The organism is Mesoterricola sp. MK458, assembly GCF_055384935.1.
In genome coordinates this window covers 4,288,556-4,302,453 of the sequence record NZ_AP045075.1, presented here as the reverse complement: position 1 = coordinate 4,302,453, position 13,898 = coordinate 4,288,556, and the positions used below count along the sequence as shown (strand labels likewise).

At 66.0% G+C, this 13,898-nt stretch carries 16 protein-coding genes and 1 tRNA gene; 7 read left to right on the top strand and 10 right to left on the bottom strand.

Translation table 11 applies throughout. The annotated features are described in order from the left end of the window. Window positions 1–10: 10 nt before the first annotated feature. The 8 genes from ACZ5LB_RS18860 to ACZ5LB_RS18825 all read right to left on the bottom strand — a co-directional run bounded on the left by ACZ5LB_RS18860 (window position 11) and on the right by ACZ5LB_RS18825 (window position 8,416). Entirely contained in the window at window positions 11–1,192 is a 1,182-nt protein-coding gene (locus ACZ5LB_RS18860; protein WP_464603745.1) for a PilW family protein, read from the bottom strand. Next, window positions 1,179–1,721: a type IV pilus modification PilV family protein gene (locus ACZ5LB_RS18855; RefSeq protein ID WP_464603744.1), complete on the bottom strand. Its 543-nt coding sequence runs from the start codon at window positions 1,719–1,721 to the stop codon at window positions 1,179–1,181. Before ACZ5LB_RS18855 ends, ACZ5LB_RS18860 begins: the two co-directional genes overlap by 14 nt. Beyond that, window positions 1,703–2,428, bottom strand: a complete 726-nt coding sequence (locus tag ACZ5LB_RS18850) for a pilus assembly FimT family protein (protein ID WP_464603743.1) — start codon at window positions 2,426–2,428, stop codon at window positions 1,703–1,705. Before ACZ5LB_RS18850 ends, ACZ5LB_RS18855 begins: the two co-directional genes overlap by 19 nt. Continuing rightward, the gene (locus ACZ5LB_RS18845) at window positions 2,428–3,585 is read right to left on the bottom strand and encodes a DUF4382 domain-containing protein (RefSeq protein ID WP_464603742.1); all 1,158 of its coding nucleotides are present in this window, start codon (window positions 3,583–3,585) and stop codon (window positions 2,428–2,430) included. The genes ACZ5LB_RS18850 and ACZ5LB_RS18845 overlap by 1 nt, the downstream gene beginning before the upstream one ends. Window positions 3,586–3,807: 222 nt before the next feature. After that, window positions 3,808–4,500 carry a FecR family protein gene (locus ACZ5LB_RS18840; RefSeq protein ID WP_464603741.1) on the bottom strand — a complete coding sequence of 231 codons (693 nt, stop codon included), beginning with the start codon at window positions 4,498–4,500 and terminating at the stop codon, window positions 3,808–3,810. Next, the gene (locus ACZ5LB_RS18835) at window positions 4,497–5,864 is read right to left on the bottom strand and encodes a sigma-54-dependent transcriptional regulator (RefSeq protein ID WP_464603740.1); all 1,368 of its coding nucleotides are present in this window, start codon (window positions 5,862–5,864) and stop codon (window positions 4,497–4,499) included. Before ACZ5LB_RS18835 ends, ACZ5LB_RS18840 begins: the two co-directional genes overlap by 4 nt. Next, window positions 5,861–7,525 (bottom strand): CHASE2 domain-containing protein, encoded by a 1,665-nt coding sequence (locus tag ACZ5LB_RS18830; RefSeq protein WP_464606336.1) that lies wholly within the window; start codon window positions 7,523–7,525, stop codon window positions 5,861–5,863. The genes ACZ5LB_RS18835 and ACZ5LB_RS18830 overlap by 4 nt, the downstream gene beginning before the upstream one ends. Window positions 7,526–7,642: 117 nt before the next feature. After that, window positions 7,643–8,416, bottom strand: a complete 774-nt coding sequence (locus ACZ5LB_RS18825) for a hypothetical protein (protein ID WP_464603739.1) — start codon at window positions 8,414–8,416, stop codon at window positions 7,643–7,645. A gap of 215 nt (window positions 8,417–8,631) precedes the next feature. On the opposite strand from ACZ5LB_RS18825, the gene ACZ5LB_RS18820 reads away from it, so the two are divergent. Both ACZ5LB_RS18820 and ACZ5LB_RS18815 read left to right on the top strand, forming a co-directional pair. Further along, entirely contained in the window at window positions 8,632–8,928 is a 297-nt protein-coding gene (locus ACZ5LB_RS18820; RefSeq protein ID WP_464603738.1) for a type II toxin-antitoxin system TacA family antitoxin, read from the top strand. Next, on the top strand, window positions 8,925–9,425 hold the full coding sequence (locus ACZ5LB_RS18815) for a GNAT family N-acetyltransferase (RefSeq protein WP_464603737.1): 501 nt from the start codon (window positions 8,925–8,927) through the stop codon (window positions 9,423–9,425). The genes ACZ5LB_RS18820 and ACZ5LB_RS18815 overlap by 4 nt, the downstream gene beginning before the upstream one ends. 71 nt (window positions 9,426–9,496) lie before the next feature. Here the strand turns inward: ACZ5LB_RS18815 and ACZ5LB_RS18810 are convergent. After that, window positions 9,497–9,572, bottom strand: a tRNA-Arg gene (locus ACZ5LB_RS18810). A 98-nt stretch (window positions 9,573–9,670) separates the two neighbouring features. On the opposite strand from ACZ5LB_RS18810, the gene ACZ5LB_RS18805 reads away from it, so the two are divergent. The 3 genes from ACZ5LB_RS18805 to ACZ5LB_RS18795 all read left to right on the top strand — a co-directional run bounded on the left by ACZ5LB_RS18805 (window position 9,671) and on the right by ACZ5LB_RS18795 (window position 11,871). After that, on the top strand, window positions 9,671–10,705 hold the full coding sequence (locus ACZ5LB_RS18805) for a tyrosine-type recombinase/integrase (protein ID WP_464603736.1): 1,035 nt from the start codon (window positions 9,671–9,673) through the stop codon (window positions 10,703–10,705). 227 nt (window positions 10,706–10,932) lie between these two features. Continuing rightward, window positions 10,933–11,460 carry a hypothetical protein gene (locus tag ACZ5LB_RS18800; RefSeq protein ID WP_464603735.1) on the top strand — a complete coding sequence of 176 codons (528 nt, stop codon included), beginning with the start codon at window positions 10,933–10,935 and terminating at the stop codon, window positions 11,458–11,460. 63 nt (window positions 11,461–11,523) lie between these two features. Beyond that, on the top strand, window positions 11,524–11,871 hold the full coding sequence (locus tag ACZ5LB_RS18795) for a hypothetical protein (protein WP_464603734.1): 348 nt from the start codon (window positions 11,524–11,526) through the stop codon (window positions 11,869–11,871). A 164-nt stretch (window positions 11,872–12,035) separates the two neighbouring features. Here the strand turns inward: ACZ5LB_RS18795 and ACZ5LB_RS18790 are convergent, their stop codons facing one another. Then, on the bottom strand, window positions 12,036–12,746 hold the full coding sequence (locus ACZ5LB_RS18790) for a hypothetical protein (protein ID WP_464603733.1): 711 nt from the start codon (window positions 12,744–12,746) through the stop codon (window positions 12,036–12,038). Window positions 12,747–12,891: 145 nt separating this feature from the next. Between ACZ5LB_RS18790 and ACZ5LB_RS18785 the strand changes: the two genes are divergently transcribed. Continuing rightward, window positions 12,892–13,365 (top strand): hypothetical protein, encoded by a 474-nt coding sequence (locus ACZ5LB_RS18785; protein ID WP_464603732.1) that lies wholly within the window; start codon window positions 12,892–12,894, stop codon window positions 13,363–13,365. A gap of 8 nt (window positions 13,366–13,373) precedes the next feature. After that, window positions 13,374–13,721, top strand: a complete 348-nt coding sequence (locus ACZ5LB_RS18780) for a DUF3024 domain-containing protein (protein WP_464603731.1) — start codon at window positions 13,374–13,376, stop codon at window positions 13,719–13,721. Window positions 13,722–13,898 lie beyond the last annotated feature (177 nt).

Below are 13,898 nucleotides of genomic sequence, written 5' to 3'. Positions count from 1 at the left end.
CAGCATCTCCTCAAGGTGTGCCGAGCCCGAAATTCCGGGGGGACAGCATGATGGTCTCCCGCCGCGTGCGGTACGCCACGGGGGTGGCCGATCCGGCCCGGGCGAACTCGGTGCGCTGGATCTCCGAACGGGTGCTGATATTGAGCTGGATGAGCACGGGCGCGTAGTTCATCCAGAAGGGATCCGCCAGGCTGGTCCCGCCCAGGGCCAGCCGCGTCAGGGGACTGGCGCTGGCGGCCAGGGCCTGGTTGAGGGCGGTGCGGATGGTGGTCCAGCTGTCCCCGGCGCCGCCGGCCCGAAGCCAGTTCCTGCCCGCGTCCAGGCTCCAGTCCACGGTGAAGCCCACGACGTTCTCCAGGAGGATCTGCTCCTGGGCGGGCGCCACCACCGCGGCGGTGCCCGGCGCGAAGATGACCCCCGCGTTCCCGGCGAGGGGCTGGGACTGGCGCACGAGGCACGGCACCACGGCCTCGGGATCGGCGGGGTTGAGGTTGCGGGGCACGACCGTGAAGCGCACCACCTGCAGGGGCCGGAAGACGCTGATCTGCGCCCCGGCCAGGTGCGGCTTCTGCACCTGGGCGTGCACCAGGGGGTTGGTGTCGTTGCCGTAGGCGTCCACCAGGCTCTCCTGGGAGGCCACGATGTTCACCGAGAACCCGGTGGCGCCGCCCGGGTCGGGGGCGGCGCCCACCTGGAACACCTCCCAGTTGGAATCCTGGACGAACAGGATGTCCCCCGCCTGGATGATGTTGCCACCGTATGACATGTTCACCTGCAGGGCCGATTCGCCCGGGGTGCAGGCCGACGCCAGGGTGCCCCGCGCGTTCAGGGGCAGGTCCAGGACGATCTGGAGCTCGTCCACCGCCGCGGTGCCCCCGGGCGGGACGTACCCGGTGGTCTGCATGAGCATCGGCGGCTGGGCCGCGGGGCTGGTGGGATCGATCTCGGAGACCACCCGCTTGTAGTAGAGGTGGCCGGCGGCCAGGATCTCCTCCTGGAGCTGCACCAGGCCCTGGCGGGACTTGCGCTGGACGTTCAGGGTCTCCATGCCGCTGACCATCGCCGAGGTGGACCCGGCGAAAAGGCCGACCATGCCGGCCATGAGGATGCCGATGAACACCATGGCCACGGCCATCTCCACCAGGGAGAAGCCGCGCCCGGCGGCGCGCGGAGGGAGATCAGATCCGGACATTGCGCCCCACCGAGAAGTATTTGGAGGCGTTGGCGGTGGCACCTCCGTTGGTTCGCACGAGTTCCTGCCACTGGACGTTGACCACGAAGTTGGCCACGGCGTTCTTGGGCCCGGCCAGCACCCCCGCGTCCCGCTGCCAGGTGAGGGTGAAGATCCGGTTCGGGCTGGCGGCCGTCACCGCCGCGCCCGTGATGTCGAAATGGAGGGCCTCGGCCGCGGTGGAGGCGTGGGCCGAGTACAGCACCGGGTCGATGTAGCGGTAGCCGCCGGTGGTCACGGTTCCCGTGGCGCTCTGCATGCGCTCGCCGGAGCTGAGGATGCCCTCGGCGGTGACCACGTCCATGAAATTGTGCGCGAGGAGGATGGCGGTCCCGCGCTCCCGGCCCGCCGTGGCCGAGGAGAGCGAGGCCCCCTGGAGGGTGAGCAGGCCCAGCAGGCCGATGGCCATGATGAAGGCCACCATCAGCATCTCCACCATGCTGAATCCGGCCTCGGGGCGGGAAGGCCGCGTCAGTCCAGGCGTTTCCATCGCATCTCCGAAGGGGCGTCGAGTTGGCTGTCGGGTTTGTAGAACGCGAGCGTCATTCCCTGCTCGTTCACCAGGACCACGCCATAGGGCACCCCCACCCGGTTGGGGCTGTTGCCCGCCACGCCGATCCAGCCGCCGCCCACCAGGGTGGAGACCGAACCGCCCGCGGCGGCCACCGACTGCAGGTTGCCGGTGGCGTTGAACCCGAACAGCCGCGTGGAGGAACCAAGCGGGGCGTTCCAGAAGGCGTTGCCGCCCATGAAGGTGGTCATGGCCGCCACCGACCCGGGGGGCGTCACCTCCCCCGGGGCGAGGGGGAGGCTCAGCCCCACCTGGGCGTAGCGCCTCCAGGCGGGATCCAGGGCCGTGGTGAGCCGGGGCGTGGTCTCCAGCTGGAGGTAGCCGGCGTCGGCGGGGTCAAGGCTCCGGATGGCGATGAATTGCACCGTTCCCGTGGCGAAGTCCGGCTTCATGACCACGGTCTGCCCCGTGGAGAGCGCGAGGCTCCGGGCCTGGAGCACCATGCCGCGCACGTCCTGGAGGCCGTGCTGGACCGCCCGGGGCGTCCTGGGCGAGAAGCTGTACGCCATCGCCAGGGCCAGGGTCGCAACGATGGCCAGGACCACCAGGAGCTCGGTCAGGGAGAACCCCGAGCTCCTGGAGGGCCGGGCCCGCAGGCCGGACGTGGGGAACGGGTGGAAGCCCATCAGAAGGCCACGACGGCGGCGGTGTCGGCGCCGGCCGCCACGGTGGCGGTCACGGGCGGCGCGGCGGCCAGGGTCGTGGTGCCGTCGAGGTTCAGGGTCGCGCGGGTCCCCGCGAGGCCGTAGGTGCCGGGCTGGAGCGGACCGAAGGAGAAGGTCTCGGTGGAGGCCCCCACGACGGCCAGGTCGGTATCCACCACGAAGGTGCGGCTCACGCCGCCGGGGGTGGAGGGGAAGGTGGCGAGCAGGGAAACCGTGTCGGACTGGCTGGCGGCGGCCAGGGGCGTCACCGTGCCGCCGAGGGTGCCCGTGGCCGGGACCGCGGTGAAGGCGGCGCTGAAGGTGAACACCGGGCTGCCCGCGGCGAGGCTGAACCCGTCACTGGCCTTGGGGGCATACACCTTGCCGGGGACCGGCATGCTGACCACGAAGTAGGTGGAGCCCACGGGCAGCAGGTCGAGGGTGTAGGCGCCCGTGGCGCTGGTCAGGGTGCTGCGCACGATGGCGGGCTTGCCGGCTCCGTCCAGGACCTCGGCGAAGACCGGGACGCCGGCCAGGGCCGAACCGTCCGCCTGGTCCGTGAGGGTTCCGGAGATGGAGCCCGTCACCGCCTTCTCGAAGGCCCTGCAGGTGGGACGCAGGATGTACTTGCCCGAGGCCCCGGCGGCCACCACCTGGATGGAGCGGGCGGCGTCGAAATCGATCCACAGGTCGGCGGTGGTGCCCGCCTGGACCACGAAGGGCCCGGTGAGCTTGATGCCGGTGTGCATGCCGGAGGGGACCGTGAGGTCGTGGGTGGTGCCGTCCCGGAGGACGATGGTGTTGCCGGTGGCCCCCAGGATGAGCCGCATCTGGCCGTAGGAGCCCGGGGCCAGGGTGGCCCCCTTGACGAGGCTCTGGCTGATGCCGCCGGTGAGGGTGAGGAGGTCGATGGGACCCCCGGTCCAGGTGCCCAGGGTGGTCCACCCTGAGCCGTCCCCGCCGATTTCAATGGACTGGATGTTGAGGAAGATCGACGTGTAGGCCGAGGTGGGCCCGTCGACGAGGGTGACGTTGACGGCCGTGGGGCCGCCGGAAGGGGAGGTGCCGGCGCCGGAGCCGCCACATCCCATCAGGCCGGCGATACCCAGGGCCACGGGAAGGGCCAGGGCGGATCGCATGGGAGATCTCCTGAAAAAATCGATTTTGATGACAAGGTTCCCCAGAAGAAAGCCGATGGCCACGAAGCTGGGCCTTCGGGCTTCAACCTTTCAACAAGAACCGTGCCACCGTCCTCCGGCGGAGAACCCTGTCCGCCCGCGGCTTCCCCCTGGAGGAATCCGCGCGACCCGGGTCATTCCGTCCCGGAAAAAGGCGAGGTACGGGTCGAAACGACCCGCGGCCTATTTCTTGGGCCCGCCCGTCGGATGGGGCTTGCCCTGGCCCACCACCGCGGGCACCCGGGAACCCGGTGCCGGCAGGTTGTCCGGGCGTCCACCCTGGCTCCAGGCCTTGTTCAGGTACCCCTGCCCGCGGGAGGGCTCGGCCTTGGCCACGTCGGCGGCGCTGAAGGTGGACACCTCCCCGGCCCTCACCTGGATGGGGGTGGGATGGGGCCCCATGGCGAAGACCTCCACCACCCCCTCGAAGACGGTGAGGGTCGTGCGGCCCGCTTTGTCCACCACCACCTCGTAGGAGGTCCCCCGAACGGCCAGCAGGGCGCCGGGCACCGCGATCTTGCGCTCCTCCTGGCCGCCGGCCAGGGCCTTGAAGAAGCAGCGGATCCGCCCCCGCTCCACGGTGAGGAGCACCCCCGGCTCGCCCCCGGCGAGCTTCACCTGGCTGCTGCCCAGCACCTCGAACCGGGCCTGGCGGGAGGGGACGCCCAGCACGATGCGCCCCCACCAGCCGGTCCGCAGGGCATCCCCCGAGGGGGCGGATTCCCCCTGGACCGCCTTGACCTCCTTGCCCTTGTCTCCACCGGGCCAGCGTTGGACGGAGGGCTTGACCTCCTCGAACTGGTACTGGAAGACCTGGGGCTGCGGCGCCGGTGCCTGGAGCAGGGTCAGCAGAAGGGGGGCCAGCAGCCAATTCATGAGTCGTCTCCGTCCGGCACTTCCATGCCGTATTCATCGACCGCTTTGAGCTTGCGGCTGAGGGTTTTCCGTTCAATGCCCAGGATCCGGGCCGCCTCGGTCTTGTTCCCCCCCGCGTGGCCCAGCACCGCCAGGAGGTACCGCCGCTCCATGACCTCCAGGGGCACGAAGGGCGCCTGGAACGGCGCGGGCGGCGCCCCGGGGGCCCGCCCGTCCAGGGACCCCAGGATCCGCGCCGCCACGGCCGGGTCCTCCAGGGAGCCGGTTTCGATGAGCAGGCGCCGGACCACGTGGCCCAGTTCGCGCACGTTGCCGGGCCAGGGGTGCGCGGCCAGCAGGGCCAGGACGTCCCGGGAGAGCGCGCCGGGCCCGGGCAGGCCAAGTTCCCCCAGGAACCGCTCCTGGAAGTGCGCCACCAGCGCGGGCAGGTCCGACAGGCGGTCCCGCAGGGGCGGGATGCGGATCTCGTAGCCGGCGAGGCGATAGTAGAGGTCCTCCCGGAAGGCGCCGGCGGCCACCATGGCCTTCAGGTCCCGGTAGGTGGCGGCCACCACCCGCACGTCCGCGGATTCGGAGCGCTCCGCCCCCAGGGGCTGGATGACGCCGTCCTCGAGGAACCGCAGCAGCTTCACCTGGAATACCGGCGAGATCTCGCCGATCTCGTCCAGGAGCACCGTGCCGCCGTTGGCCTGGGCCAGGGCGCCCTGGCGGTCCCGGTGGGCGTCCGTGAAGGCCCCCCGCCGGTAGCCGAACAGCTCGCTTTCGATGAGGGTGTCCGGGAGCGCGCCGCAGTGGACGGGGATGAAGGGCCCCTCCGACCGGCGTCCGAAGCGATGGAGGGCCCGGGCCACCAGTTCCTTCCCCGTTCCGGTCTCGCCGTAGATGAGCACCGGCACGTTCAGGGGCGCCACCCGGCCCGTGGCCTTGTACACCTCCACGATGGAGGGATGCGACCCGATGATGACGCTGGCGGGGCCCCGCTCGGCCACGGCCGGATCGGCCAGCCTGGGCCGGAGCGCGTCCTTCACGCAGGCGATGAGGTAGGGGACGTCGAAGGGCTTGGCCAGGTATTCCGCGACCCCGTCCTTCAGGGCCTGGGCGGCGGTTTCCAGGGTGCCCCGGGCCGTCATGATGATCACGGGCGGGGGGTCGGGCAGGTCCCGCACCTCCTTGAGCAGGTCCATCCCGCTTCCGTCGGGCAGGTAGATGTCGCAGAGCACCAGGTCGGGCCGTCCTTCCCGGAGGGCGGCCCGGGCCGCCTCCAGCCCCTCGGCCCGCACGACCCGGTGGCCTGATTTTTCCAGGGCCATGGCCGCCATCTCGCGGATTGCCAGGTCGTCGTCCACCACGAGAACCCACGTCATTCCGCCCCCTGCAACCGCGCGAGTCTAACACGGAACAGGGCGCCGCCCCCCGGGCCCTCCAGGACCCGCACCTCGCCCCGGTGCCAGGCCACCACCTCCGCCACCACGGCCAGGCCCAGCCCCAGCCCCGGCGCGAGCCCCTGGGCGCTGCCCCGGGCGAACCGCCCGAAGATGCGCTCCCGCTCCCCGGGGGGGACGCCGGGCCCCTGGTCCAGGACGTCCAGGACCACCCAGTCGTCCTCGGGTCCAAGGCGGACATGCACCGGGCTCCCGGCCGGGGAGAACTTCAGGGCGTTGCCCACGAGGTTTTCCAGCACCCGCTCCAGGAGGGCCGCATCCCCCCGCACCCGGAGGCCGGGGGTCGCGTCCAGTTCAATGGGCCGCCCGGCGCCGGCCCGGAGGATCTCCACCCGCCTGCCCCACAAGGCCGAGAGGTCCAGGGGCTGGGCGTCCCGCTGGAATTCCCGCAGCCCCAGCCGTTCCAGGTCCAGGAGGTCGTCCACCATGCCGGCGAGGCGGGAGGTCTCGGCCACCACCATGCCGGCCACCCGGTTCCGTTCCTCCACCGAGAGGTTGAACTGGGCCAGGAGCTGGGCCAGGCCCTTCACGGAAGTCAGGGGGGTCTTGAGCTCATGGGCCACCTTCCGGCGGGCCTCGGCATCCTGCGTCCGCAACGCGGCCTGGCTGGCCTGGAGCCGTTCCAGCTCCGCGATGCGCGTGCGGGCGCTGCCCACGGCCAGGCCGGCCCACCGGGCCCGCGCCACCGCCGCCAGGAGCGCCAGGGGCAGGACCACCGCCAGGGGCGCCAGCTCCAGATCCAGGAAGGCCAGCGCCGCCAGGGCCAGCGGCAGCGGCGCCAGGAGGGCGCCCCAGGCCAGGGCGCGCCGGGCCCGGGACCGGGCCGCCCACCCGAAGGCCCACGGCAGCGCCAGGCCGCAGGCCACCAGGGCGTCCAGCACCGGCGGGGCCTCCCGCAGCAGGTCCCCGGAAAGGACGGCCTCCGCCGCCACCGCTTCCACCAGCACCCCGGGATCCGGAGAGCCGCCCCGGGAACGGGGCGTGACGACCCGGTCGCCCGCGCCCGCCGCGCTGACGCCGAGGAAGGCGATGCGCCCGCGCAGGGTGTCGCCGGGGCGCCCCCCCAGCACCGCGGCGGCGCCCACCGCGGGGACGGGCCAGGTGCGGTAGCCGGGCCGGAGGGTCACGGCCACCGGCACCGGCCGGCGCGGATCGTCCAGGCGCGCAGCGGCCACGGCCAGGGCGGGGATGGAACGTTCGTCCCGTTGCTTGGTGGAGGTGAGGCGGCGCACCACGCCGTCCCGGTCCAGGTCGTAGCTCACGTGGCCCACCGGGGCGTCCCCCAGGGACCGCGCGGGGAGCACCCAGGCGCCGGAATCGTCCAGCCCGGCGGCGAGCAGGGAGGGGCCCCGCCCCAGGGCCCGCGCCAGGGCGGCGTCGCCCGGTTTCGCCTCCGGCAGCAGCACGTCGATCACGACCCCCCGCGCCCCCGCGTCGAAGGCCCCGTCCACCAGCCGCGCCAGCGTGGCCCGGTCCCAGGGCCAGCTTCCGGCCGTCCGCAGGGCCTCCTCGTCGATGAGGACGGCGGCCACCTTGGCGGCGGGCCGGTGCGGCAGGGCGCGCAGCATGGCATCCCGAAGCAGGCGTTCAGCCGGCTCCAGGATCCCGGCCAGGCGAAGGCCGAGGGTGGCGGCAAGGGCCAGCGCGGGCCAGAGCGGTTTCAGGGCAGGTCCTCCTCACCAGGGGCGGTCACGGGATCCTCAGGGACGGCAGGAGATGAAGAGCCCGAAGCGGGTCCGGGGGGCCCCGTCGTTCAGGCCCGCGCTGAAGGAGGCCCCGAAGGCGAAGGGGTACCCGAGGGTGCGGTACACGTCCAGCGCCAGTTCCCGGGGGGCCGGCATGCCCGGGTACTGGGAGCCCTGCCCCAGCCAGGTGAGGGAGACCTTGGAGCGGGTGCCGTAGTAGGAGAGCCCGGCGCCCGCCGTGTAGATGCCGGCGCGGATGGGGGTGTCCGCCGCGTCCTTGCTGGCTGAACTCTGGATCCAGCCGGCGGAGACCGATGCCTGGATCCGCCCCCAGCGCTGATTGGCCGCCAGGGAGGCGCCCACGTCCGTCAGTCCCGTGCCCAGTCCCTGGTCGCTCTTGGCGGTGGGCAGCTTCACGGCCAGCCCCCCGTCCAGGGCGAAGCCCCCGCGGGTCTCAGGCAGGAGCCGGCGCAGCCCCCGCAGGAGGACGTCCCCGAGCCCCGAGGTGGTCCGGGTTCCGGTGCCGTCCCCGTATTCCATGCGGAGCACCGGCACCGCCACGCTCACGTCGTAGGTGGCCGTGGCCAGCCCCGCCGCGCCGTACGCCAGGTCCAGCCGGTTCGTGGTGGCCAGGCCGTAGTCCCCCTGCCGGGTCCCGATCCCCGCTTCCGCATACCCCGAAGGCGACTGCGCCCCCAGCGTAGCCGCCCCCAGGGCGACCCCCAGGGCCAGCACCCCCCTCCGGCCCCGCGTCCCTGCCCATGGAAGGGATCCGATGCAGCTGCCCACGTAGAGCTCCTTGATTTGGAATGGCGATTCGAGATGCCCCATCATGCCCCGAAACGCCGGGAAAAACCAAGCCCGGGGGAGCGGTGATGAGTGAGACATACGGACAGACGCCACGGGATGCAATTCACGGTTAAGGGTACCTTTTCCTGCCACCGGCATTCAATGTCTTGACACTGTCCTGACGCATCCTACCCTTATCCTTTGGAGGTATAGCCATGGCTGCCCAGGCGACCGTCGAGCGCCGGTCCGAGAAACTGGATTTCAGGGTCTCCCCATCCGCGAAAGCGAAGTTGCAGGCGGCCGCCGCGATCACCCATTGCAGTGTGAGCGATTTCATATTGGCCAGCGCCCTGTCCCGGGCCGAGGACGCCCTTGCGGATCGCACCGTGTTCCACCTGGACGCCAAGACCTGGGAAGCCTTCCAGAAGGCCCTGGATGCCCCGCCCCGTCCCATGCCGCGATTGAAGGCCTTGCTGTCCGGGCCCAGCCCTTTCGAAACCACCGGGAAATGACCGGGAAACGCATCGAAAGCCTCCATGCGGGACACGATCTGCAGCCCTTCGACTGCGGGCGGGACGCGCTGAACCATTGGCTCCTGAAATTCGCCCTTCAATCCCAGGCTGCCAACTCCACCAGGACCTACGTTGCCATGGATGGCGACACGGTCATTGGGTTCTACAGCCTCGCCGTGGGGGGTGTCGCCTACGATGAATCGACGCTCCGCCTAAAAAAGGGGCTCTCCCGACAACCCGTCCCGGTGATGCTCCTGGCGCGGTTGGCCATCCACGAAGAATGGCAGCGCCAAGGGCTCGGTGGGTTTCTCCTGCGGGATGCCGTTCGCCGAACCCTGCAAGCCGCCGACATCGCTGGCATTCGGGCGCTCATCATCCACGCGAAGGACGAAAACGCCAAGAAGTTCTACGAAAGGTATGATTTCAGGCAGTCCGACTCGGACCCGCTGCATCTCTACGCCCTTATGAAAGAACTCAAGGCGCTCATCGAAGAGTAGCAAGCGTTCCCGGAGACGCCCCCGTGTCCAACCATGCGGCCGGCTTTCCTCGTCCACTTCCCCAAAGCGGCTGGTGGTCCCGGGCAGAATTGAACTGCCGAACTACCGCTTAGGAGGCGGTCGCTCTATCCCCTGAGCTACGGGACCTGGTGCGGTTCTACGCTACCCCAGCCATCTGGTGGTGGCGTTCTGGTGACACCTTCACTCCAAATCCTAAAGGAACCCCCCTCTTACGAGGAGGTTCCATGACGACCCAGCATCCTGGTCTTAGAAAGAACGGGGAATACTGGTATTACGAACTGCGAGTCAATGGACAACGGCTCCATGGCTCCACGAAAGCCAAGGACTTGAACACCGCAAAGCGCGTCCTTGAGGAACGCCGCAAGGATGCTCTCAACGCCCAATGTGGTGCTCCCAAAGTTCCAATCTTTTCTACTTTGGTCGAGAAGTGGCTCAAGACGCACAAGACTGTCCATAGCAGGAAGCACTGGGAGGACGTTGAGCGCGTTTCAAGGAACTGGCTCGTCCCCGCCTTCGGTTCCAAGCGCCTGAACCACATTCGGAGCGAAGATGTCGCGATGCTGCGCTCCAGGATGCTGGAAGCAGGAAGGTCTCCGGTCACGGTAAACGATGCTTTGAAGATTCTCAAACTGCTTTGCAAGTTTGCAGTGAAACTCGGCTTGCTCAGGGATCTCCCCTTCCAGACTCAATTCCTTCGGGTCCAGCGCAAACCGCGCCCGACCGTTTCTGCTCCCCGAATCCACGAATTCCTTCACGCGGTGGACAAGTGCGCCCGTAACCCACATGTAGCCGTGATCCTGAAGGTCATGGTCGGATTGGGTCTCCGGGAGTCCGAAGCACTTGGAATGCGCTGCGAGTGGTTCGATCCGGCGAGCCGCACCTATGTTGTCGGCAAGGCAAAGGGGAAAGAGGCACGCGTCCTGCCCGTCCCCGACTGGCTCTGGAGCGCGATCCAAGCCATGCCAAAGAGTTTGAGCGAGTGGGTGTTCCCCGCAGAAGACGGGAAGCCACACCGACCCCAGTTCTGCAAGAAAGCACTCCAGCGCGTATCCAAACACCTTGGACTTGGAAACATCACTCAACACCGACTGAGGGCAACCTTCGCATCCCTCCACGCTTCGGCGGGAACGCCCATCGCAGAGATCCAGGGAATGCTCGGGCACAAGAGCGTTCAGACCACGATGATCTACGTCGAAACAACGCTGGAAGCTAGGCGCAAGGCACAGGACGCGCTCTCCAAGCAGCTTGGACTGGCGTGAACCATGGCGACAACCAAGGTGCAGAGGTCCGAACCAGGGCGAAGTCGGTATAACGAGCGGTGTAACCAACGGTGCAGAAGCCGGTATAGAAGGAAGACCAGAAGACTGTTGGATAGTCTGTGGGATGGATTGTTGGATGGTATAACCCGTTGGATGTTGGGTGTTGGTATTTGTGGGGTATCTTTTGCACCCTTTGGCGTTAAGTGGCACTTACGCTGGGTGGTGCGATGAGAAAACTCCGCATCAACCCCCCTCCCGATGCCCCTCCTTGCCTTCCAGGTGCAGAGGAGCCTCACGCTGCCGAGAAGGCAGCGGACCATCCGCGCAACCCTAAGGATGCATTCTGGGATGAAATCCAGGACATCGATCCAGACCCGCCGCCGCCACCTCTGCCTGATGAACTCCGAGGACTGGAATTGTCCTTCCTCGCTCCACCGCGATTCTTCGTGAGCGTATCGGTGCCTGAACATATCTATCGAAGGTTGCAGCGCTACGGGATCAGCAAGTTCTTCGAAGAGGCAGTGGCATCCTTCGATGGCGACCTGAAAGCCTTGGTGGAAGCCTCGCTGGAACTGATGAAGGCACGCCGCGAGCGCAATCTCACCGAGGCAATCTGCAATGCCAACGGCAGAGTCCTCAGGGAGACCAGGCAAAAGATAGAATCTATCAAAGATTCCCTCGCCGGGATCCGGGGCATCTCGCGTGCCAAGGTTCTTGCCGGACTCGTGCAATTGAAGCTCAACGCCATGAAGTGATCTTCTCGCCATAGATCTCGCTAGGAATTTGGGTCTACTTCAATTTATCTCTGGAGAACAGGAATGCGATATTTTCTACTAGTTATTCTTGCTTGGTCAGTAGCTTGGGGGCAAACATACGCAGCGGATATGGTGAAGGCGCGAGAGACCTATGCCTCGGAAATGACAGCTTCTGCATATTTGGACAAAACTCCTGTCGTATTTACGGCTCATGGGAAGGGTAATAGGACTCTTTGGCTGATTTCAACAAGTGGACCTTGGGAGCCAGGAGAAGTTGATTACTACACACACGATGATAAGTGTGTAAAGAGATGGCGTGAACTTGGATTTATAAAAGTAATATTTCTGTATAAGGCTGTAAAAGATGGACAAGTTATATTGCCTGAATATGCCGCATATCGCGTAAAGTGAACGCTTAAAACGCCTTTAGGTGTTGGCTTCAACACTCCCAATAGATCGGACCTATGATCCCAACCGAAGCCCTGGAGTCGTGCGTTTTAGGTCGTATTTCTTGCTCCCCTTTCCGCCCAAGCATGGTGCGGTGCAATGTCCCTGGCACCACAGTATCTGCGTATTCATTCCGCAGGCTCATCGGGAATACCGCGCAAGGTTTTTGCTGCGTCGAGCTTGAGTTCAGGGTCCCCAGTCCGACTTGGCAGAGATGGTGACGGGATTTCCACCTCCCATGCTTCCATCCATACGCGGTATGCCCACGCGCTGTCTGAGTTCTGCCAGGACTTTGATCGTGCCCAGTAGTATTCCTCCTGGTCGTCCCATACGGCGCCGATGAAGGCGTTGGCGTCACGGATTTTGTCGATGAACTCCAGGTGGACCTGCTCAACCGCCCCCCAGTCACCGGAGCCGTCCAGGAAGTCGCGGTAGGCGTTCTGGAGGGATTCTTGGCGCCACACCAGATCGAGGTATAGCCGCTGCTTTTGTCGCCGTGTGCCTATCTTGAGCTTCCAGTGAACCTTCAGAGGCGGGACCTTCCCTGCCGCCTTGGGGCGAGGTGTGCGCTGCTTAGGTGCCGGTGCAGCCTCTTGTGTTGGCTCTGGCTGTGGGAACCGGTTAAATGGCTGGATATTGCCGGGGACTCCAGGTTCCGGCAGAACGACCTCATTCAATCCCGCACACAATGACGCCTCAGTCGGAAATTCCCGAAGGGCTTGCTCCACGAGCTGGCGCCTGGCAATCGAACTCAAGCTCATCCCGATAAGGCTCACCTCTTCTGGTGTCTTCCCGGCATAGAGTTGCTTGGCGATCCAATGTAAGTCAGAGCGGTTCATCGATCCTCGAATGGCACACCTCCATCATAGGGCGGCTGCTTCTTGCGAAGCGACTCACGGGGCGACAATCTTGCTGCATCACGCCGTATCACCTATGCCGAAAGCCCATTTCTGCAACAATGTTGTGATTCTCGAAAGAGCTACCATGACGGAACTATCACACGGGCTTTCCGGCGCATCAGGTGAATATTTCGTCTGTGCAGAGCTATCAATGCGTGGATACCTTGCCTCATTGACAACCAAAAACGCCGAAGGGATCGATGTGCTTGCGATGAAGCCAAGTTCAGGCAGGGCGATCTCGATTCAAGTTAAAACGATCCAAGGTGCAGACCGCCACTGGGTCATGAACGAGAAGCATGAGCACATCGAAAACCCGGACCTGTTCTATGTTTTCGTGCGCCTGCTCAAGGTCGGTCTTCGTCCAGAATTCCATGTCGTGCCCAGCGCAGTTGTCGCTGCCCATGTCGTCGCTAGACATAAGGAGTGGATGGCGGGAGCCAAAAGGGATGGTAGCCCCAGGAAGGATACTTCCATGCGTGGATTCACTGATAAAGACAATCAATACTTTGAAAGATGGGATCTCCTAGCCACTTCAGGGTCCACCCCTGACAACCGGTAGAATGAGGCATGCCGATCCCTGCTTCCCTCAAGCAAACCGTAGATCAGGAACTCACTGCCTACTGTGAACAGAAGGTGCCCATGCGGGTGCGGGACAAGGTGCGCCTTGTGCATCGGTGGCACGGAACGAAGGTCATGCTTGTTGAACAGCGCCCCTACTGGAAGGATGCATCCGCACCATGGATCGACAGCCCTGTGGTTCAGTTTCGATATCATGACGACACCGACGACTGGACCATCTTCTGGCGGGATCGAAATCAGAGGTGGCACCCCTATGAACCACATCCTGGTTCACGCAGCATCACGCGCCTCCTTGCGGAAGTCGAACAGGACCCAACGGGGATATTCTGGGGTTAATACACTCATGTGGCGCAGGATAGTCCGCAATTTTGCACTACTTGCCGGAAAGTAGTATGAGTGGAATTCCTCCGTGGGCACGTGAAACGGACGCCTTTAGGGCACAAGGAAAAGCAAATAAATTCAATGCGATCCCATGGAGCCGGGATATTGAGCAGAGCCCATAGCTTCTCAGCC